Source organism: Klebsiella quasivariicola, from assembly GCF_002269255.1.
Classification (GTDB): domain Bacteria; phylum Pseudomonadota; class Gammaproteobacteria; order Enterobacterales; family Enterobacteriaceae; genus Klebsiella; species Klebsiella quasivariicola.
Genome location: NZ_CP022823.1, coordinates 3,509,673 through 3,528,369, shown reverse-complemented (window position 1 = coordinate 3,528,369; position 18,697 = coordinate 3,509,673). Strand labels below are relative to the sequence as shown.

The 18,697-nt window shown below is 57.5% G+C and carries 21 protein-coding genes; 17 read left to right on the top strand and 4 right to left on the bottom strand.

Annotated features, from left to right (window positions below; genetic code table 11):
* Nucleotides 1-88: 88 nt before the first annotated feature.
* The 15 genes from fabF to B8P98_RS17705 all read left to right on the top strand — a co-directional run bounded on the left by fabF (nt 89) and on the right by B8P98_RS17705 (nt 13,816).
* Entirely contained in the window at nt 89-1,330 is a 1,242-nt protein-coding gene (gene fabF, locus B8P98_RS17780) for a beta-ketoacyl-ACP synthase II (RefSeq protein WP_012542241.1), read from the top strand.
* A 125-nt stretch (nt 1,331-1,455) separates the two neighbouring features.
* Nucleotides 1,456-2,265 carry an aminodeoxychorismate lyase gene (gene pabC, locus B8P98_RS17775; RefSeq protein WP_025712389.1) on the top strand — a complete coding sequence of 270 codons (810 nt, stop codon included), beginning with the start codon at nt 1,456-1,458 and terminating at the stop codon, nt 2,263-2,265.
* Between the two features lies 1 nt (nt 2,266).
* The gene (gene yceG, locus B8P98_RS17770) at nt 2,267-3,289 is read left to right on the top strand and encodes a cell division protein YceG (protein WP_008805989.1); all 1,023 of its coding nucleotides are present in this window, start codon (nt 2,267-2,269) and stop codon (nt 3,287-3,289) included.
* Nucleotides 3,279-3,920, top strand: a complete 642-nt coding sequence (gene tmk / locus B8P98_RS17765; RefSeq protein ID WP_023339888.1) for a dTMP kinase — start codon at nt 3,279-3,281, stop codon at nt 3,918-3,920. Before yceG ends, tmk begins: the two co-directional genes overlap by 11 nt.
* The gene (holB, locus tag B8P98_RS17760; protein WP_095033278.1) at nt 3,917-4,921 is read left to right on the top strand and encodes a DNA polymerase III subunit delta'; all 1,005 of its coding nucleotides are present in this window, start codon (nt 3,917-3,919) and stop codon (nt 4,919-4,921) included. The genes tmk and holB overlap by 4 nt, the downstream gene beginning before the upstream one ends.
* 10 nt (nt 4,922-4,931) lie before the next feature.
* Nucleotides 4,932-5,726: a metal-dependent hydrolase gene (locus B8P98_RS17755; RefSeq protein ID WP_095033277.1), complete on the top strand. Its 795-nt coding sequence runs from the start codon at nt 4,932-4,934 to the stop codon at nt 5,724-5,726.
* A gap of 296 nt (nt 5,727-6,022) precedes the next feature.
* Nucleotides 6,023-7,456: a PTS glucose transporter subunit IIBC gene (gene ptsG, locus B8P98_RS17750; protein ID WP_008805993.1), complete on the top strand. Its 1,434-nt coding sequence runs from the start codon at nt 6,023-6,025 to the stop codon at nt 7,454-7,456.
* 261 nt (nt 7,457-7,717) lie between these two features.
* The gene (hinT, locus tag B8P98_RS17745; RefSeq protein WP_025712386.1) at nt 7,718-8,074 is read left to right on the top strand and encodes a purine nucleoside phosphoramidase; all 357 of its coding nucleotides are present in this window, start codon (nt 7,718-7,720) and stop codon (nt 8,072-8,074) included.
* Nucleotides 8,075-8,078: 4 nt separating this feature from the next.
* A complete protein-coding gene (locus B8P98_RS17740) occupies nt 8,079-8,453 on the top strand; it encodes a YcfL family protein (protein WP_025712385.1) in 375 nt (124 codons plus the stop codon).
* Nucleotides 8,454-8,474: 21 nt separating this feature from the next.
* Nucleotides 8,475-9,113 carry a penicillin-binding protein activator LpoB gene (gene lpoB, locus B8P98_RS17735; RefSeq protein WP_165931877.1) on the top strand — a complete coding sequence of 213 codons (639 nt, stop codon included), beginning with the start codon at nt 8,475-8,477 and terminating at the stop codon, nt 9,111-9,113.
* The gene (gene thiK / locus B8P98_RS17730; protein WP_025712383.1) at nt 9,094-9,921 is read left to right on the top strand and encodes a thiamine kinase; all 828 of its coding nucleotides are present in this window, start codon (nt 9,094-9,096) and stop codon (nt 9,919-9,921) included. The genes lpoB and thiK overlap by 20 nt, the downstream gene beginning before the upstream one ends.
* Nucleotides 9,922-9,944: 23 nt before the next feature.
* Complete coding sequence (gene nagZ, locus B8P98_RS17725) at nt 9,945-10,955, top strand: beta-N-acetylhexosaminidase (protein ID WP_167382675.1); 1,011 nt, start codon at nt 9,945-9,947, stop codon at nt 10,953-10,955.
* A 35-nt stretch (nt 10,956-10,990) separates the two neighbouring features.
* Complete coding sequence (ycfP, locus tag B8P98_RS17720) at nt 10,991-11,533, top strand: alpha/beta hydrolase YcfP (RefSeq protein WP_002900775.1); 543 nt, start codon at nt 10,991-10,993, stop codon at nt 11,531-11,533.
* A 244-nt stretch (nt 11,534-11,777) separates the two neighbouring features.
* Entirely contained in the window at nt 11,778-13,082 is a 1,305-nt protein-coding gene (locus tag B8P98_RS17710) for an NAD(P)/FAD-dependent oxidoreductase (protein ID WP_008805997.1), read from the top strand.
* A gap of 194 nt (nt 13,083-13,276) precedes the next feature.
* Nucleotides 13,277-13,816 carry a glycine zipper 2TM domain-containing protein gene (locus tag B8P98_RS17705; RefSeq protein ID WP_002900781.1) on the top strand — a complete coding sequence of 180 codons (540 nt, stop codon included), beginning with the start codon at nt 13,277-13,279 and terminating at the stop codon, nt 13,814-13,816.
* Nucleotides 13,817-13,873: 57 nt separating this feature from the next.
* On the opposite strand, the gene B8P98_RS17700 is transcribed toward B8P98_RS17705, so the two are convergent.
* Nucleotides 13,874-16,063, bottom strand: coding sequence for a TonB-dependent siderophore receptor (locus B8P98_RS17700; protein ID WP_080897952.1), 2,190 nt, complete (start codon nt 16,061-16,063; stop codon nt 13,874-13,876).
* Nucleotides 16,064-16,132: 69 nt separating this feature from the next.
* Between B8P98_RS17700 and B8P98_RS31060 the strand changes: the two genes are divergently transcribed.
* A complete protein-coding gene (locus tag B8P98_RS31060) occupies nt 16,133-16,255 on the top strand; it encodes a hypothetical protein (RefSeq protein ID WP_167382674.1) in 123 nt (40 codons plus the stop codon).
* 52 nt (nt 16,256-16,307) lie between these two features.
* On the opposite strand, the gene B8P98_RS17695 is transcribed toward B8P98_RS31060, so the two are convergent.
* On the bottom strand, nt 16,308-16,943 hold the full coding sequence (locus B8P98_RS17695) for a TetR/AcrR family transcriptional regulator (RefSeq protein WP_080897951.1): 636 nt from the start codon (nt 16,941-16,943) through the stop codon (nt 16,308-16,310).
* A complete protein-coding gene (locus B8P98_RS31055; RefSeq protein WP_167382673.1) occupies nt 16,940-17,059 on the bottom strand; it encodes a hypothetical protein in 120 nt (39 codons plus the stop codon). The genes B8P98_RS17695 and B8P98_RS31055 overlap by 4 nt, the downstream gene beginning before the upstream one ends.
* A 133-nt stretch (nt 17,060-17,192) precedes the next feature.
* Between B8P98_RS31055 and bhsA the strand changes: the two genes are divergently transcribed.
* The gene (gene bhsA / locus B8P98_RS17690; protein WP_002900788.1) at nt 17,193-17,450 is read left to right on the top strand and encodes a multiple stress resistance protein BhsA; all 258 of its coding nucleotides are present in this window, start codon (nt 17,193-17,195) and stop codon (nt 17,448-17,450) included.
* Between the two features lie 128 nt (nt 17,451-17,578).
* On the opposite strand, the gene ldtC is transcribed toward bhsA, so the two are convergent.
* Nucleotides 17,579-18,538, bottom strand: coding sequence for a L,D-transpeptidase LdtC (gene ldtC / locus B8P98_RS17685; RefSeq protein ID WP_095033275.1), 960 nt, complete (start codon nt 18,536-18,538; stop codon nt 17,579-17,581).
* Between the last annotated feature and the right edge of the window lie 159 nt (nt 18,539-18,697).

The following is an 18,697-nucleotide window of genomic DNA, read 5'->3' as shown; positions in this document are numbered from 1 at the left end:
TGAACATCTCCAGGCGGTCATTCGACCGCCTGAGTTTTATCTTTTTTTTGTCCCACAAGAATCTATTTTCCCTCCCTGGAGGACAAACGTGTCTAAGCGTCGTGTAGTTGTGACCGGACTGGGCATGTTGTCTCCTGTCGGCAATACCGTAGAGTCTACCTGGAAAGCTCTCCTTGCCGGTCAGAGTGGCATCAGCCTGATCGACCATTTCGATACTAGCGCCTATGCAACGAAATTTGCTGGCTTAGTAAAGGATTTTAACTGTGATGACATTATCTCGCGCAAAGAGCAGCGCAAGATGGATGCCTTCATTCAATATGGAATTGTCGCTGGCGTTCAGGCCATGCAGGATTCTGGCCTTGAAGTGACGGAAGAGAATGCAACCCGTATTGGCGCCGCTATCGGCTCTGGTATTGGCGGCCTCGGCTTGATCGAAGAAAACCACAGTTCGCTGGTCAACGGCGGACCGCGTAAGATCAGCCCATTCTTCGTTCCCTCCACAATTGTTAACATGGTGGCCGGGCATCTGACCATCATGTTTGGTCTGCGTGGGCCAAGTATCTCTATCGCGACCGCATGTACTTCTGGTGTGCACAACATCGGCCAGGCCGCGCGCATCATCGCCTATGGCGATGCCGATGCGATGGTGGCAGGCGGTGCGGAGAAAGCCAGTACCCCGCTTGGCGTGGGCGGCTTTGGCGCAGCACGTGCGCTCTCCACGCGCAATGACAACCCGCAGGCGGCGAGCCGTCCGTGGGATAAAGATCGCGATGGCTTTGTGCTGGGCGACGGCGCGGGCATGGTGGTGCTGGAAGAGTACGAGCATGCGAAAAAACGCGGCGCGAAAATTTACGCTGAGATCGTCGGCTTTGGTATGAGCAGCGATGCTTACCATATGACGTCTCCGCCGGAAGATGGCGCTGGCGCCGCGCTGGCGATGGTGAATGCCATTCGCGATGCGGGCATCGAACCGGGCCAGATCGGCTACGTCAACGCCCACGGCACCTCGACGCCGGCTGGCGATAAAGCAGAAGCGCAGGCCGTTAAGTCAGTCTTCGGTGATGCGGCGAGCCGCGTCATGGTGAGCTCCACCAAATCCATGACCGGGCATCTGCTGGGCGCGGCAGGGGCGGTAGAATCGATCTACTCTATCCTGGCGCTGCGCGATCAGGCGGTTCCGCCGACGATCAACCTCGACAACCCGGATGAGGGCTGCGATCTCGACTTCGTTCCGCACGAAGCGCGTCAGGTTTCCGGTATGGAGTACACTCTGTGCAACTCCTTCGGCTTTGGCGGCACTAACGGTTCGTTGATCTTCAAAAAAGTGTGACAGGGCTTGCCCCGGTACTGCTTTAACAAAAGGCCCGTTTGTCGGGCCTTTTTTATTCAGTTTTCTCCGCTTGTCCTCTGCCCTGGGTCCTGAGACACTCACTGACCAGTGAAAAGGAGTCCTTTATGTTGTTGATAAATGGCGTTGAACAGGACACGCTGGCGGCGAACGATCGCGCCACCCAGTTTGGCGACGGCTGTTTTACCACCGCCCGCATCCAGCACGGGCTGGTTGTGCTACTGGATGCCCATCTGCAGCGTTTGCAGACGACCTGCGAAAAATTACGCATCCCGTTTGATGACTGGCTGACGTTGAGCGATGAGATGCAGCGTCTGGCGCGGCCGCATGCGCAGGGTGTGTTGAAAGTGACCCTCACTCGCGGCGTCGGGGGGAGGGGATACAGCACGGCAGGCTGCCTGTCGCCGACGCGTATTCTCAGCGTCTCTCCGTTCCCGGCACATTATGCGCGCTGGCGGGAAGAGGGTATTACCCTGACCCAGAGCCCGGTGCCTCTGGGCCGCAACCCCTGGCTGGCTGGGCTGAAGCATCTTAATCGCCTTGAGCAGGTGCTGATCCGCTCTCATCTTGAACAGACGGACGCCGATGAGGCGCTGGTTCTTGACAGTGACGGGTGGCTTACGGAATGCTGTGCCGCGAATTTATTCTGGCGTCAGGGACAGGTTGTGTTTACTCCGCGACTCGATTACGCCGGGGTCAACGGTATTATGCGCCAGCGCTGTATCGCGCAGCTGGCACCATCGACGTTTCGCGTTGTCGAAGTGACAGCGCGTCCTGAAGCATTGCGGGAAGCCGATGAAGTGCTGATCTGCAATGCGCTGATGCCGCTGGTGCCGGTTCGTCGCTGGGACGAGACCGTCTGGTCCTCGCGCGAGCTTTACCATTTTTTAGCCCCTTTGTGTGAGCTGTCTGGTTAGTATGAAGAAAATGTTACGTTTTATTCTGCTGTTAGTGGTGGTGCTGGGCATCGCCGCGGCGGCAGGCATGTGGAAAGTACGCCAGCTGGCGGACAGCAAGCTGCTGATTAAAGAAGAGACCATCTTCACCCTGGAGCCCGGTACCGGCCGTCTGGCGCTGGGCCAGGATCTTTATCGCGAGAAGGTGATCAACCGCCCGCGCGTTTTCCAGTGGCTGCTGCGGGTGGAACCTGAGCTGTCTCACTTCAAAGCCGGGACCTATCGCTTCACGCCGCAGATGACGGTGCGCGAGATGCTGCAGCTGCTGGCCAGCGGTAAAGAGGCGCAGTTTCCGCTGCGCTTTGTCGAAGGTATGCGCGTTAGCGACTACCTGCGCCAACTGCGCGATGCCCCGTACGTGAAGCACACTCTCGATGATGATAGCTATGCGACGGTGGCTAAGGCGTTAGGTCTTGAGCATGCCGACTGGGTGGAGGGCTGGTTCTGGCCGGATACCTGGATGTACACCGCCAATACCAGCGATATCGCCATCCTCAAGCGCGCGCATCAGAAAATGGTCGCCGAAGTGGCGAAGATCTGGGAAGGACGGATGGACAATCTGCCCTATGCCGATCAGAACCAGCTGTTGACCATGGCCTCGATTATTGAGAAAGAGACCGCGGTGGCGGAAGAGCGCGACCGCGTCGCGTCGGTATTTATCAATCGCCTGCGCATCGGTATGCGCTTACAGACCGATCCGACCGTGATTTACGGGATGGGCGAGGGGTATACTGGTAAGTTAACGCGTAAGGATCTCGAGACGCCGACCGCATACAATACCTATACCATCAGCGGCCTGCCGCCTGGTCCTATCGCAGTGCCGGGCGAGGCGTCGCTGAAGGCGGCCGCCCATCCGGCGAAAACGTCATACCTCTATTTTGTCGCCGACGGGAAAGGGGGCCATACGTTTACCACAAACCTGGTCAGTCATAACCGTGCGGTGCAGGACTATCTGAAAGTACTTAAGGAAAAAAATGCGCAGTAACTATATCGTCATCGAGGGGCTGGAGGGCGCCGGGAAGACCACCGCACGTCAGCTGGTGGTGGAGACGCTGCAGTCGGCAGGTATTCACGATATGGTGTTTACCCGCGAGCCGGGGGGCACTGTCCTTGCCGAAAAACTGCGTAGCCTGGTGCTGGATATCCAGTCCACGGGTGATGAGGTCATTAATGATAAAGCGGAAGTGCTGATGTTTTACGCGGCGCGCGTCCAGCTGGTGGAGACCGTGATTAAGCCCGCGCTGGCCCGCGGCCAGTGGGTGATCGGCGATCGTCACGATCTGTCGACTCAGGCTTATCAGGGCGGCGGCCGGGGAATCGACCGTACGATGCTGGCGACGCTGCGCGACGCGGTACTCGGCAATTTCCGCCCCAATCTGACGCTGTACCTCGACGTCACGCCGGAAGTGGGGCTGCAGCGCGCCCGGGCGCGCGGAGAGCTTGATCGCATTGAGCAGGAGTCCATGAACTTCTTCAATCGCACCCGCGCGCGCTACCTTGAGCTGGCCGCTGCAGACCCGTCGATCCGCACGGTTGACGCGACCCAGCCGCTCGACGCCGTCGCTCGCGACATTCGCGCCACGATCGCCCAGTGGATGGCGGAGCAACCAGCATGAAATGGTATCCGTGGCTGCGCCCGTCGTTCGAGCAACTGGTCGGTAGCTATCAGGCCGGACGAGGCCACCACGCCTTACTGTTACAGTCCCTGAGCGGGATGGGCGGCGAGGCGTTAATTTACGCGCTGTGCCGCTTCCTGATGTGCCGTCAGCCCGAAGGGCATAAAAGCTGTGGTCACTGCCACAGCTGCCAGCTGATGCAGGCCGGCACGCATCCGGATTACTATTCGCTGAGTCCCGAAAAAGGCAAGAGTGCGCTGGGTATTGACGCGGTGCGCGGTGTCAACGAAAAACTCTATGAGCGCGCGCGCCTCGGCGGAGCGAAAGTGGTCTGGATTAGCGATGCCGCCTTGTTGACCGATGCTGCCGCCAACGCATTACTGAAAACCCTGGAAGAACCGCCGGAGAATACCTGGTTCTTCCTCGCCTGCGAGGAGCCGGCGCGTCTGCTGACTACCCTGCGCAGCCGCTGTCGACTGTACCATCTGGCGCCGCCGGCAGAATCTTATGCGCTGGCCTGGCTGGAGCGGGAAGTGAACCAGCCGCAGGAGGCGTTGCTCACGGCGTTACGTTTGTGCGCTGGCGCGCCGGCCGCGGCGCTCGAACTACTACAGGTGCCGCAGTGGACGGCGCGACAGCAGCTGTGTCAGGCGCTGTCGGCTACTCTGGCGAGCGGTGACTGGCTGGCGCTGCTGGCGATACTTAATCATGAACAGGCGGCAGTTCGCCAGCACTGGCTGGCATCGCTGCTGGTCGATGCGCAAAAACGACAGCAGGGGATTGCCCTGGTAAGTAACCCGGACGTCTGGCCGCTGCTGGAGCAGCTGGCGCACAGCCTGCCGGCCCCCCGGCTGCAGGCGATCGCCCATGACGTCTGTACCTGCCGCGAGCAATTGCTAAACGTCGTCGGCGTCAACCGCGAACTGTTGCTCACCGAGCGCCTGCTGCGCTGGGAACATTACCTGCAACCCGGGACGGTTTTACCCGTCTCGCATCTCTGAGTGAGACATTATGTTTTTAGTCGACTCCCACTGCCATCTTGATGGTCTGGATTATCAAACTCTGCACAAAAACGTCGACGACGTGCTGGCAAAAGCGGCCGCGCGCGATGTGAAATTCTGCCTGGCGGTCGCCACAACATTGCCTGGCTACCGCAGTATGCGTGAGCTGGTGAGGACGCGTGACAACGTCGTCTTCTCTTGCGGCGTGCACCCGTTAAACCAGGATGAACCCTACGAAGTGGAGACCCTTCGCGCGCTGGCGGCAGAAGAGGGCGTTGTAGCGATGGGGGAGACCGGTCTGGATTATTTTTATACCCCGGAAACCAAAGCCCAGCAGCAAACCTCGTTTCGCGACCACATTCGCATCGGCCGTGAGCTGAATAAGCCGGTGATCGTCCACACTCGCGACGCGCGCGCCGACACCCTGGCGATTTTGCGCGAAGAAAAGGTGACGGATTGCGGTGGCGTACTACACTGTTTCACTGAAGACAGGGAGACCGCGGGTAAATTGCTCGACATGGGGTTCTATATTTCGTTTTCAGGTATCGTCACGTTCCGCAACGCCGAGCAGCTGCGCGATGCGGCGCGCTATGTTCCGCTGGATCGCCTGCTGGTGGAGACAGACTCGCCGTACCTGGCGCCAGTCCCCCATCGCGGTAAAGAGAACCAGCCGGCGCTGGTGCGTGACGTTGCGGAATACATGGCGGTGCTGAAAGGCGTGTCGCTGGAACAGCTGGCCCGGCAGACCACCGACAATTTTGCCACTTTGTTCCACATTGACCCCGCCCGCTTGCAACCTGCTTGATCTGCTTATTATTTTAAGGCTCGTAATTAATAGTCAAAGCGAGTAAAGTTCACCGCCACAAAAGTGGCGGTGAAAGTTTTTTTGCAACATCCAGATACAGTTTATGTAAGGTGATGTAAATTTTTACCGTAAGGCTGATTGAAACGTGATAGCCGTCAAACAATCATCCTGTTAATTATTTTACTCTGTGTAATAAATAAAGGGCGCTTAGATGTCCTGTCCACGGCGCGGTTCTCCCCCCGGGCCAATGCGTGAAAACGTAAAAAAGTACCAAATACTCAGGAGCACTCTCAATTATGTTTAAGAATGCATTTGCTAACCTGCAGAAGGTCGGTAAATCGCTGATGCTGCCGGTATCCGTACTGCCTATCGCAGGTATCCTGCTGGGCGTCGGTTCCGCAAACTTCAGCTGGCTGCCAGCCGTGGTCTCCCACGTTATGGCAGAAGCAGGCGGTTCAGTTTTCGCCAACATGCCGCTGATCTTCGCTATCGGTGTCGCCCTCGGCTTCACCAATAACGACGGTGTATCCGCACTGGCTGCAGTCGTAGCTTACGGCATCATGGTGAAAACCATGGCGGTTGTTGCGCCGCTGGTGCTGCATTTACCTGCTGAAGAGATTGCGGCAAAACACCTCGCTGATACCGGCGTGCTTGGCGGTATTATCTCCGGTGCTATCGCCGCGTACATGTTTAACCGCTTCTATCGCATTAAGTTGCCAGAATATCTCGGCTTCTTTGCGGGCAAGCGTTTTGTGCCGATTATCTCCGGTCTGGCCGCTATCTTTACCGGCGTGATCCTCTCCTTCATTTGGCCGCCGATCGGTTCCGCGATCCAGACCTTCTCCCAGTGGGCTGCTTATCAGAACCCGGTAGTGGCGTTTGGTATCTACGGTTTCATCGAGCGTTGCCTGGTGCCGTTTGGTCTGCATCATATCTGGAACGTTCCTTTCCAGATGCAGATCGGCGAATACACCAACGCGGCTGGTCAGGTGTTCCACGGCGATATCCCGCGTTACATGGCAGGCGACCCGACCGCGGGCAAACTGTCTGGCGGCTTCCTGTTCAAAATGTACGGTCTGCCGGCGGCGGCTATTGCGATTTGGCACTCTGCTAAACCGGAAAACCGCGCCAAAGTGGGCGGTATCATGATCTCTGCTGCGCTGACCTCGTTCCTGACCGGTATCACCGAACCGATCGAGTTCTCGTTCATGTTCGTGGCGCCGATCCTGTACGTTATCCACGCCATCCTGGCGGGTCTGGCGTTCCCGATCTGTATCCTGCTGGGTATGCGTGACGGTACATCGTTCTCTCACGGCCTGATCGACTTTATCGTGCTGTCCGGTAACAGCAGCAAGCTGTGGCTGTTCCCGATTGTCGGTATCTGCTATGCGATCGTGTACTACGTCATTTTCCGCGTGCTGATTAAAGCTCTGGATCTGAAAACACCGGGTCGTGAAGATACCACCGAAGAGAGCAAAGCTGGCGCAACCAGCGAGATGGCTCCGGCGCTGATTGCCGCTTTCGGCGGTAAAGAGAACATCACCAACCTCGACGCATGTATTACTCGTCTGCGTGTTAGCGTGGCGGATGTAGCGAAAGTTGACCAGGCTGGCCTGAAAAAACTGGGCGCCGCTGGCGTGGTAGTGGCAGGTTCTGGCGTACAGGCCATCTTCGGTACCAAGTCCGATAACCTGAAAACTGAAATGGATGAGTACATCCGTAACAGTTAAGACGTAGTATCGGGGAGACTAAGGCAGCCAAATGGCTGCCTTTTTTACGTCTACAGTCGGGGCTTTTCCAGGCGATAACCCTGAAAATTATCCGGCAAATGCTTATTCCCTCATCAGCTAAGTCTATAGTTGAATAAGAAAAAGTGCTTTCAGGTTGAAAGAGGGGGAGAATGTCGCTCATACTCTTATCTGAACCTGTGCGTCCGCGTTTATCTGCAGAAGCAGGCCAGCGTATGGGATTAAACTAATAAGGAATTAGTCATGGCAGAAGAAACGATTTTCAGCAAAATCATTCGCCGGGAAATCCCGTCGGATATTGTTTATCAGGACGATCTGGTGACCGCTTTTCGCGATATCTCTCCGCAGGCACCTACCCACATTCTGATTGTCCCGAATGTTCTGATTCCTACCGTAAATGACGTCACCACCGAACATGAACTGGCCCTGGGCCGGATGATGACCGTCGCGGCGAAGATTGCCCGCGATGAAGGTCTCGCCGACGATGGCTACCGGTTGATCGTCAACTGCAACCGCCACGGCGGCCAGGAAGTTTACCACATCCATATGCATCTGCTGGGCGGCCGTCCGCTGGGCCCGATGCTGGCGCACAAAGGCTAACGCCATGCTCAGGACCCTCTTGGGCGCGTGTCTGGCGGCGGGGCTGCTGGTCGGATGTAGTTCACATCCGGAGATTCCTGTGTCTGAGCAGCAGGCGCTGGTGATGGAATCGAGCGTACTGGCCGCCGGGATAAGCGCGAGCGAGCCCGCGGTCGTCGCGACGGAGATCCAGGCCACCGCCTCCTCAACGCTGTACAACGAGCGCCAGCAGCCGATCACCGTGCATTATCGTTTTTTCTGGTATGACGCCCGCGGACTCGAAATGCATCCTCTGGAGGCGCCGCGCACCATTGTGGTTCCGGCTCGCTCTTCCGTGACGTTGTACGGCAGCGCCAATATCCTGGGGGCGCATAAGGCCCGCCTTTATCTTTATCTGTAAGGGGTAATTATAATGATGAAAATGTGTCGCTATGCGTTAATCACAGCACTGGCGATATTCCTCGCAGGCTGTGCGGGGTTACGTGAGCAGCCGGCGCCGGTCGAAGAGGCCAAACCACAGCCGCAGCAGCCTGCGCAGCCGCAGCCAACGGTGCCGACCGTACCGGCGGTGCCATCCGTACCGTCGCAGCCGGGGCCGATTGAGCATCAGGATCAGCAGTCGGGTCAGCCAGCGCCGCGCGTGCGTCATTATGACTGGAACGGCGCGGTCCAGCCGCTGGTCGGGCAGATGCTGCAGGCGGGTGGGGTCAATGCGGGCAGTATTCTGCTGGTTGACAGCGTAAACAACCGCACCAACGGTTCGCTGAACGCCGGAGAGGCCACCACCGCGCTACGAAGTGCGCTGGCCGGTAACGGCAAATTTACCCTGGTGTCAGCGCAGCAGCTGTCGGTCGCCAAGCAACAGCTGGGCCTGTCGCCGCAGGATAGCCTTGGCAGCCGCAGCAAAGCCATGGGCATCGCCCGCAACGTAGGCGCGCAGTATGTGCTTTACTCTAATGCTACCGGCAACGTCAACGCGCCCGAGCTGAAGATGCAGCTGATGCTGGTGCAAACCGGCGAGATTATCTGGTCAGGTAAAGGTGCTGTTCAGCAACAATAAGCTGACGCGCGACGAACTCTTGTCGCGCTTCTTTCCCCGCTATCATCCTGTCGCCTCGCTGAGCCACCATGGCCTCAGCGGCGGCAGTATGATTATCAGCGACGGCGACTGTCGGCACGTGCTGCGCCAGCCGCACGATCCGTCTGCCGCTTCCTGTTATTTTCGCCGCCAGTATCATGTGCTGCGCCAACTGCCCGCCAGGCTGGCGCCAGCCCCGTTGTTTTATTCACCCTGCTGGATGGTGGTGGAGTATTGCGCGGGTGAGGTGAAAAGCGCGTTACCGGCCTCCCCGCAGCTGTCAGGCTTATTGTATGATTTGCATCAGCAACCACGGTTTGGCTGGCGTGTTAGCCTCATGCCGCTGCTGCTCCAGTACTGGCAGAGGTGCGATCCGGCACGGCGTACGCCGCGGTGGCTGCGCTGGCATCAGCGGCTGCGCCGTCGGGGAGAACCGCGTCCTCTGCGGCTGGCGCCGCTGCATATGGACATCCATGCCGGCAATATTATCCATAGCGAGTCCGGCCTGAGGCTGATCGACTGGGAATATGCCGGTGATGGCGATATCGCGCTGGAGCTGGCCGCGGTGTGGGTCACCCCTGACGAGCGCCGTCAGCTGGTGGCAGCGTATGCCCGGCGGGCCGCCATCGACGCGCAGCTGCTCTGGCGACAGGTTGCGCGCTGGCGTCCGTGGGTACTGCTGTTGATGGCAGGCTGGTATGAAATGCGCTGGCGGCAGAGCGGGGAGCGGCAATTTATCACGCTGGCAGATGAAACATGGTGTCAGTTAGACAACGAACGCAAAGGATAAGAGAGGTCAGTGTGGGCCCAGTGATGTTGGATGTCGAAGGGTATGAACTGGATGCGGAAGAGCGAGAGATTCTGGCGCATCCGCTGGTGGGAGGGTTGATCCTCTTTACCCGGAATTATCACGATCCGGCGCAGCTGCGGGAGCTGGTGCGCCAGATCCGCGACGCGTCCCGGAACCATCTGGTGGTGGCGGTCGATCAGGAAGGGGGGCGTGTTCAGCGTTTCCGTGAAGGCTTTACCCGTTTACCGGCGGCTCAGTCTTTTGCCGCCCTGCTGGGAATGGAAGAAGGGGGCAAGCTGGCGGCCGAGGCCGGCTGGCTGATGGCCAGCGAAATGATCGCCATGGATATCGATATCAGCTTTGCGCCGGTGCTGGACGTGGGTCACATTAGCGCCGCGATCGGCGAACGTTCTTATCACGAAGATCCGCAAAAAGCGCTGGCGATGGCGCGTCACTTTATTGACGGTATGCACGCCGCGGGCATGAAAACCACCGGCAAACACTTCCCGGGTCACGGGGCGGTGAACGCCGATTCACACAAAGAGACTCCGTTCGATTCGCGGCCGGCATCGGTTATTCGCGACCACGATATGGCAGTGTTCAAAAGCCTTATCGCCGAGCAGCGTCTGGATGCCATTATGCCGGCGCATGTGATTTACCCGGAGCTCGACCCGCGTCCGGCCAGCGGCTCAGCGTACTGGTTAAAAACGGTGCTGCGCGGCGAGCTGGGCTTCGACGGGGTGATTTTCTCCGACGACCTGTCGATGGAGGGGGCAGCGATCATGGGCAGCTATGCCGAACGCGGACAGGCGTCGCTCGACGCCGGTTGCGATATGATACTGGTCTGCAATAATCGTAAAGGCGCGGTCAGTGTGCTGGATAACCTGTCGCCGATCAAAGCAGAGCGTGTTACGAAATTGTATCATAAAGGTTCCTTTTCCCGTCAGGAGTTAAGGGATTCAGCCCGTTGGAAAACGGTGAGTGCCCAGCTGGAGCAGCTCCATGCGCGCTGGCAAGAGGCGAAGTCCGCGTAACGCTCTGCGGGGCGTTGTTGTATGGTGAGGATGCGATGATTATCTATTTACACGGTTTTGACTCGAACAGCCCCGGTAACCATGAGAAGGTGATGCAACTGCAGTTTATCGACCCGGACGTGCGGTTGATAAGCTACAGCACGCGGCATCCCAAGCACGACATGCAGCATTTGCTGAAAGAGGTCGATAAAATGCTGCAGCTTACCGCTGATGACCGGCCGCTGATCTGCGGTGTCGGGCTTGGCGGATACTGGGCGGAGCGGATTGGTTTTTTGTGTGATATTCGCCAGGCGGTGTTCAATCCTAACCTGTTTCCGCACGAGAACATGGAAGGCAAAATCGACCGCCCGGAAGAGTATGCTGACATCGCCACCAAGTGTGTGACTAACTTCCGCGAGAAGAATCGCGATCGCTGCCTGGTGGTGCTTTCCCGGCAGGACGAAGCGCTGGACAGCCAGCGTTCCGCTGACCTTCTGCACCATTATTATGAAATTATCTGGGATGAAGAGCAGACCCATAAGTTTAAAAATATCTCGCCGCACCTGCAGCGGCTGAAAGCGTTTAAAACCCTCGGTTAACCTTTTCCCCTGTTCCCAAACCCGCGCCGGGTTCTCCGCGCGGGTTTTTTCATGTCTACACTTATAGGTTTTCGCTGAAAAAATACGCGACAAAACTTGATGCACATCAATTTTGGTATGACCAATGCACCATTCATGGTATTCTCGACGGTGCTGAATGGTTTCATTGACGTAACTTGTTGTTAAATAAAGGCTATTTAGATAACTTTTATTTAACAATTGGTTAATAATTTTAGGGGTACACATGACTACGCCATTGAAAAAAATCGTAATTGTGGGTGGTGGCGCTGGCGGACTGGAACTGGCCACTCAGCTGGGGAAAAAGTTAGGGCGCCATAAAAAAGCGAAAATCACCCTGGTGGACCGTAACCACAGCCATCTGTGGAAGCCGCTGCTACATGAAGTGGCGACCGGTTCTCTGGATGAAGGTGTTGATGCGCTGAGCTACCTGGCCCATGCCCGCAACCACGGTTTCCAGTTTCAGCTGGGGTCAGTCGTCGATATCAACCGCGAAGGGAAGACCATTACCCTCGGCGAGCTGCGCAATGAAAAAGGCGAGCTGCTGGTGGCTGAGCGTAAACTGCCATACGACACGCTGGTGATGGCGCTGGGCAGTACCTCGAATGACTTCAACACCCCTGGGGTGAAAGAGAACTGCATTTTCCTCGACAACCCGCATCAGGCGCGTCGTTTCCATCAGGAAATGCTCAACCTGTTCCTCAAATACTCCGCCAACCTCGGCGCCAACGGTAAAGTGAACATCGCCATCGTCGGCGGCGGCGCCACCGGCGTGGAGCTCTCTGCTGAACTGCATAATGCGGTGAAACAGCTGCACAGCTACGGCTACAAAGGGCTGACTAACGAGGCGCTGAACGTCACGCTGGTCGAAGCGGGCGAGCGTATTCTGCCGGCGCTGCCGCCGCGCATTTCCGGGGCGGCGCATAATGAGCTGACCAAGCTGGGCGTACGGGTGCTGACGCAGACCATGGTCACCAGCGCGGATGCAGGCGGTCTGCATACCAAAGATGGCGAATATATTGAAGCGGATCTGATGGTCTGGGCGGCCGGGATCAAAGCGCCAGATTTCATGAAAGAGATCGGCGGCCTCGAAACCAACCGTATCAATCAGCTGGTAGTCGAGCCGACGCTGCAGACCACCCGCGATGCGGATATTTTTGCCATCGGCGACTGCGCCTCCTGCGCGCGTCCGGAAGGCGGGTTTGTTCCTCCGCGTGCCCAGGCGGCGCACCAGATGGCCACCTGCGCGCTGAATAACATCCTGGCGCAGATGAAAGGCAAACCGCTGAAAGCGTATACCTATAAAGACCATGGCTCGCTGGTGTCGCTGTCCAATTACTCCACCGTCGGCAGCCTGATGGGTAACCTGATGCGCGGCTCGATGATGGTGGAAGGGCGCATTGCGCGCTTCGTGTACATCTCCCTGTACCGTATGCACCAGATCGCCCTGCACGGTTACTTCAAGACCGGCCTGATGATGCTGGTCGGACGCATCAACCGCATCATTCGTCCGCGCCTGAAGCTGCACTGATCGCTGTCTCTACCCGGAGCGCGCCCTGACGGCGCCTCCGGGCTCACCTGCTGAAACCTGCGGCGATCCCGCTCGGAATCCTCTGAATCCCCTTGATTTGCAGCGAATTCTCGCACTTTTCATCCACTATCTGATTTGCGCCCTCCCGGCTCCGGTTGCAAAATTGTATCAACAGCAACAAAGGAGGATCTCCCGTGAATAAATCTATGTTGGCGGGTATAGGGATAGGCGTGGCTGCCGCGCTGGGCGTTGCAGCTGTCGCTGGTCTCAACGTGTTAGATCGCGGCCCGCAGTATGCGCAAGTGGTCTCCAGTACACCGATTAAAGAAACCGTGAAAACGCCGCGGCAGGAATGCCGCAATGTCACGGTGACCCATCGTCGTCCGGTACAGGATGAAAACCGCATCGCTGGCTCCGTGCTGGGCGCGGTGGCGGGCGGGGTGATTGGCCACCAGTTTGGCGGCGGTCACGGACGCAGCGTGGCGACTGTCGTGGGTGCGCTGGGCGGCGGCTATGCCGGTAACCAGATCCAGGGCGCGATGCAGGACAACGATACTTACACCACCACCCAGCAGCGCTGTAAAACGGTGTATGACAAATCCGATAAAATGCTGGGCTATGATGTGACCTATAAGATAGGCGATCAGCAGGGGAAAATCCGCATGGATCACGATCCTGGCAGCCAGATCCCGTTGGACAACAACGGCCAGCTGGTCCTGAACAACAAAATCTAAAAACAGATTTGTGTAGTGATTAGCCCCTCAATCGCTCAGGCTGAGGGGCTTTTTTTATCAGAAAGTTAACGCGTAGTTCAGACCGAAGGTACGGCCACGGCCTTTGTATTCGTACAGCGATGAACTGCCGTAGGTCGGGCTGTAGAGCAGCGGCGCCCGCTGGCCCCAGATGGTGACATAGTCTTCATTAAGCAGGTTTTCGATACTGAAGGTCAGTTTCCCCACCGGCAGCGCGTAACTGCCAATAAAATCAACGGTGTTATAGCCTTCCAGCTTGTTACCGGCGGCGTCGCTGAGGTCAAACACCTGCTGGCTCTGCACGCGCAGGCTCCACGGATCCGGCGCCCAACCCACCCAGGCGGTGGCTTTGGACGGCGAGGCGAGGGTAACGTCCCATTTTTGCCAGCGGCCATCGGTCTGCACCTGGGATTTCAGCACGTTGAAGTTGCCGCCGACGCTCCAGTCGCTGTCCGGAATAAAGTAATCGACCGCCCCCTCAACGCCGTAAATACGCCGTTTGTCGGACTGAACGTCAATGGTCATGTCTGTGCGGTTGACGACGATGGTCTTATCTGAAGTCGAGTAATACGCCGCCAGCTGGGTGCGCAGGCTATCGCCGGTATAGCGCCAGCCCAGCTCATACGAGTTAACTTTGATCCCCTGCAGCGGCGAGTCATCGACGTTGACGCTGGAGATCAGCGGCAGATGGCCATTGACCGCCGCGCCGTATTTACCGATGCCGTAGTATTTGCCGGGATCCGGCAGCTCGACGCCCTGGGAGAAGTTAAACCAGGTCTGCTGACGTTCGGTCAGGTGGGCCACGATCCCGGCGTTAAACAGGAAGTTATCGTAATCGGTTTTGCCGCCTTTGATGGCGTCGGCGGAGCGCGCTTTGCCGTTGGCGATATCCTGCTGCTGGGCGTAGCCGACAAAGTCGTCGACCCGGTTTTCGGTCCACTGGTAGCGTACCCCGCCGCTGACGGTAAAGATCTCGTTCAGATCGTAGCTGGACTGCAGGAACGGCGCGACGTTGGAGATGCTGTACCCCGGATAGCGGCCGGTGGTGTAGATCGATTCGTTGTGCAGCCCGCCGGACGCCAGCGATTGCTGCAGATCGAAGAACATCTGGTTGGCATTGAAGGTCTCATGATCGGCGTCGAGACCCCAGGTGAGATCCCATCCCGCCAGCGGCTGGCTGTTGAGGGTCAGCTTTGCCCCATACTGATCGGTGTCCTGCTGCGACGAAGAGAAGCTACTGACCTGGCCTTTCGTGAGCGTCGGGAACGGATAGAAGGTGAGGGACTCATCGCGATAGTACACCTGGCTCACCAGATTCTGACCGAAGAAGTCGGCATCGGAGTACTGGAGGCTGATTAAGTGCCGCTCGGTACCGGGGATACGGTCGGAATTAAGCCCATCGGTGGTGTAGGCTTTGCCGCCGTTGGTGACCGCGGACATGTTCTTCCCGAGCCACAGACCGTAGTCATCATCGCCCTGGCTTTTATAGTACTGGGTGACCAGCTGCAGCTGGCGGTTGTCATCGATCTCAATCGTCCCCGTCCCCATCACGTCGAGGCGGTCAGAATGCTGGAGCCCCGTTTGGGTATTATCGAGGATCAGCGCATCATTATTGCCATCGTACCAGCCGCCAAAACGCTGATAGGCCACCGATAAGCGCCCGGACGCATGGTCTGTCCCGCCGCTGACGGCCGCCGCGACGCGCTCATCATGATCGTTGCTGTTGGCAAAACCGCTCTTGCTGCCCACCTCGAGATCGACCTGGCGATCCTGCTGCCCTTTTTTGGTGACGATGTTGATAAGCCCGCCGGTACTGCCGCCGCCGTACAGCGAGGTGGCCCCGGAGATCACTTCGATATGTTCGATGTTGAACGGATCGATGGCGTCGAGCTGGCGGCTGTCGGTGCGTGAGGAATTGAGCCGGACGCCGTCGATCAGCACCACGATGGCGCGTCCGCGCATGTTCATCCCGTAGTTGGTGCGCCCCTGGCTGCTGACGTCGATGCCGGGGATCAGCTGCGCCAGCACGTCTTTGAACTCTTTTCCGCCCTGGACCTGCTGCTCAATCTCCTGGCCCTCGATGACCCAGGTGGTTTGGGCCATTTCGGCCACGGTGCGATGGGTGCGGTTTGCGCTAACGATAATGCTGTCTTCATCAGACTGAGCCGCCAGCGCGGGCAGCGTGCTGACCAGCAGCAGAGAGTGGAGCACCCAGAGGCGCTTTTTCATATCCATTCCTTTTATGAGCGAGTTGCTTTGTCGTTGTTATAGGCCGATGTCTGGCCGGCGTTAGTTACAATGCGAAACATCTTGAAAAACTCAAAAAAGGATTTTGCACATAATGAATATCGCAATCAATATCATTTGCGTTTATCTTTCGCGAGAAAAGGTAATAAAAATCAATCTATTTTGTGGGGATAACGTGAGAGGGAGAGCGGATCCGGCGGCAGAACACCGCCGGAAGCGGGGCGCATCAGGGCTCGAGAACCTGCGGCCAGAGACGGAGAGTGGTGTCGGTGATTTGCATCAGCTTGTCGAAATCCGCGCCTTCCCGTGCGCTAATCGACATCCCCTGCAGGACACAGTTAAGAAACTGCGCCAGCTGCGCGACATCGCGGCCCGCGGGCAGTTCGCCTTGCGCCTGCCGCTGCTGCAGAAACTGGGTTAGCGCCTGCTCCTGCATCGCATGGCGGGATTTGATGGTATTGGCGATATCCGTCGAGGAGGCGGCCAGGGCGGCGGAGGTATTAATGATAAAGCAGCCGGCCGGCGTGTCTTTGCTGGTGAAGCAGGTAGCGACGGCCGTGAAGTATTCCCGCAGCGCCCGATCGACGGATTTCCCTTCGGCATACAGCACGGCTTCGTGCTTCGCGGCAAAGCGCGAAATATAACGATCCAACACTGCGCGGAATAGTCCTTCTTTATTCACAAATTCCGCATACAGGGTGGGGGCTTTTGCTCCTGTCGCCTCGACCAGATCGGCGAGCGAGGTCGCCTCATAGCCGTGCTGCCAGAAGAGTGTCATGGCTTTGTCCAGCGCCGCATCCCTGTCGAACACCTTCGGTCGGCCACGGCTTTTTTTGGCGCAACTTTGAACGTCAGTTGTCATGATGCCGTTGTACCTATGTTGGTTTGGTGAAAGGCCATTATAAAAATAAACGATCCCCGGAGCCAGCGCTGTGGGTTTAAAAATAAATAATTCATATGCGTATGAAATTTAAGCATTTTATAAATAGTTAAACGATCGTTATAAAAATGCGTTGACGTGTGATGTGGATCACATTATGATTTACCTATCGATCGTTAAGTTAATGCTTGCGACCCTACTATAAAATTCATCTGCACAGGTATAACAATCATGAAAACCGTTAACACTCTGGCTATTGCCGCCGTTCTTAGCTCTCTCTCTTTCGCCAGCTTTGCCGCTGTAGAAGTGCAGTCCACCCCTGCCGGGCAGCATAAAGTGGGCACCATTTCTGCCTCTGCCGGGACTAACCTGGGCTCGCTGGAAGATCAGCTGGCGCAGAAAGCGGATGAGATGGGCGCCACCTCATATCGTATTACTTCGGTAACCGGTCCGAATACCCTTCACGGTACTGCTGTTATCTATAAGTAAGCCCGAAACGTCGTTGTCCGGCCCCCTTCACCGGTCAGCGATGAGTAAGACCCTGTTGTACCCCTGTTTGACCCTTGCCAACAAAAAACCCGCCATCAGGCGGGTTTTTTGCTTTCTGCTGCGTGAGCTTACAGCGACTGCGGGCCGGGCGCGGCATGACGAGTGACGTCAATGGGCATACCTGAGCGGTAATTCATTGCGCGCTCCATCACCGTGCTGTCGGTCTGCGGCGCCTGTTTGAACGCGGTTATGGCCGCGTTAAGCGTAATGGGCAGGGTCTGCGGGTCGTCATCAATATGCTCTGACAGCGGCTGGTGAACCTCGACCAGACGGCGGCCATCCGGCTCCTCCGACACTTTGATCGGCGTGTTGATAATATTCACCTTAGTGCCCGGTGAGATGGTGTTGTACAGCGCCTTAATATCGTTGTCGCGCAGACGAATGCAGCCGGAGCTGACGCGCATGCCAATGCCGAAATCGGCATTGGTGCCGTGCAGGAGATAGACTCCGCCATAGGCGGCGAGGCGGATGGCGTGATGGCCCATCGGGTTGTCAGGACCGGCAGGCACCACCGCCGGCAGCTCAATCCCCATCGCCTTGTAGCGGGCGCGAATGTTGGCGGTTGGCGTCCAGGTCGGATTGGCCCGCTTGTCGGACACGGTCGTGACCATCGTCGGCGTGATGGTGGTTCCGCCCAACTGGCCGATGCCGATCGGGTAGACGGTCACTTCATTCTTGCCCGGTGGGTAATAGTAGAGGCGCAGTTCGGCGAGGTTAATCACCAGCCCTTCGCGCGGCGCATCGGGCAGCAGCGTCTGCAGGGGGATGGTCAGCACGCTGCCGGCGCGCGGAACATAAGGGTCCACCCCGGGATTGGCCTGCAGCAGGGCCAGAAAGCCGACATTGTACTTTTTGGCAATCGCCTCCAGCGAACCGCCGTTATCCTGCACCACATGGAACTGGTTCTGACCCACCAGCCGGCTGCCCGGCGGGGGAAGGGGCCAGGTATTAGCGCGCGCGGGGAGGGCCAGCGCGGCGACCAGCGCGATCAGCGTCAGCCAGAGCGTCACGGGGAAACGGTTTTTCATTACCATAACTCCAAAATATATAACTGGTTATTTTTATACGAAAAGCAAATGAGATTATGGCGTGAGTCTGTGTGGGGAAATCCAGGTGGATTGCAAAATGTTTGTAAAGATTGCCAGGTATGTAGGAAGAGAGATACGGCCAGAGGGCCGTATCTCCCG

Bases quoted from the DNA above. Each gene is read 5' to 3' on its own strand.
- pabC (WP_025712389.1), top strand. From the start codon at position 1,456: ATGTTGTTGATAAATGGCGTTGAACAGGACACGCTGGCGGCGAACGAT.
- yceG (WP_008805989.1), top strand. From the start codon at position 2,267: ATGAAGAAAATGTTACGTTTTATTCTGCTGTTAGTGGTGGTGCTGGGC.
- tmk (WP_023339888.1), top strand. From the start codon at position 3,279: ATGCGCAGTAACTATATCGTCATCGAGGGGCTGGAGGGCGCCGGGAAG.
- holB (WP_095033278.1), top strand. From the start codon at position 3,917: ATGAAATGGTATCCGTGGCTGCGCCCGTCGTTCGAGCAACTGGTCGGT.
- B8P98_RS17755 (WP_095033277.1), top strand. From the start codon at position 4,932: ATGTTTTTAGTCGACTCCCACTGCCATCTTGATGGTCTGGATTATCAA.
- ptsG (WP_008805993.1), top strand. From the start codon at position 6,023: ATGTTTAAGAATGCATTTGCTAACCTGCAGAAGGTCGGTAAATCGCTG.
- hinT (WP_025712386.1), top strand. From the start codon at position 7,718: ATGGCAGAAGAAACGATTTTCAGCAAAATCATTCGCCGGGAAATCCCG.
- B8P98_RS17740 (WP_025712385.1), top strand. From the start codon at position 8,079: ATGCTCAGGACCCTCTTGGGCGCGTGTCTGGCGGCGGGGCTGCTGGTC.
- lpoB (WP_165931877.1), top strand. From the start codon at position 8,475: ATGTGTCGCTATGCGTTAATCACAGCACTGGCGATATTCCTCGCAGGC.
- nagZ (WP_167382675.1), top strand. From the start codon at position 9,945: ATGTTGGATGTCGAAGGGTATGAACTGGATGCGGAAGAGCGAGAGATT.
- ycfP (WP_002900775.1), top strand. From the start codon at position 10,991: ATGATTATCTATTTACACGGTTTTGACTCGAACAGCCCCGGTAACCAT.
- B8P98_RS17710 (WP_008805997.1), top strand. From the start codon at position 11,778: ATGACTACGCCATTGAAAAAAATCGTAATTGTGGGTGGTGGCGCTGGC.
- B8P98_RS17700 (WP_080897952.1), bottom strand. From the start codon at position 16,063: ATGAAAAAGCGCCTCTGGGTGCTCCACTCTCTGCTGCTGGTCAGCACG.
- B8P98_RS31060 (WP_167382674.1), top strand. From the start codon at position 16,133: ATGCGAAACATCTTGAAAAACTCAAAAAAGGATTTTGCACATAATGAA.
- B8P98_RS17695 (WP_080897951.1), bottom strand. From the start codon at position 16,943: ATGACAACTGACGTTCAAAGTTGCGCCAAAAAAAGCCGTGGCCGACCG.
- B8P98_RS31055 (WP_167382673.1), bottom strand. From the start codon at position 17,059: ATGCTTAAATTTCATACGCATATGAATTATTTATTTTTAAACCCACAG.
- bhsA (WP_002900788.1), top strand. From the start codon at position 17,193: ATGAAAACCGTTAACACTCTGGCTATTGCCGCCGTTCTTAGCTCTCTC.
- ldtC (WP_095033275.1), bottom strand. From the start codon at position 18,538: ATGAAAAACCGTTTCCCCGTGACGCTCTGGCTGACGCTGATCGCGCTG.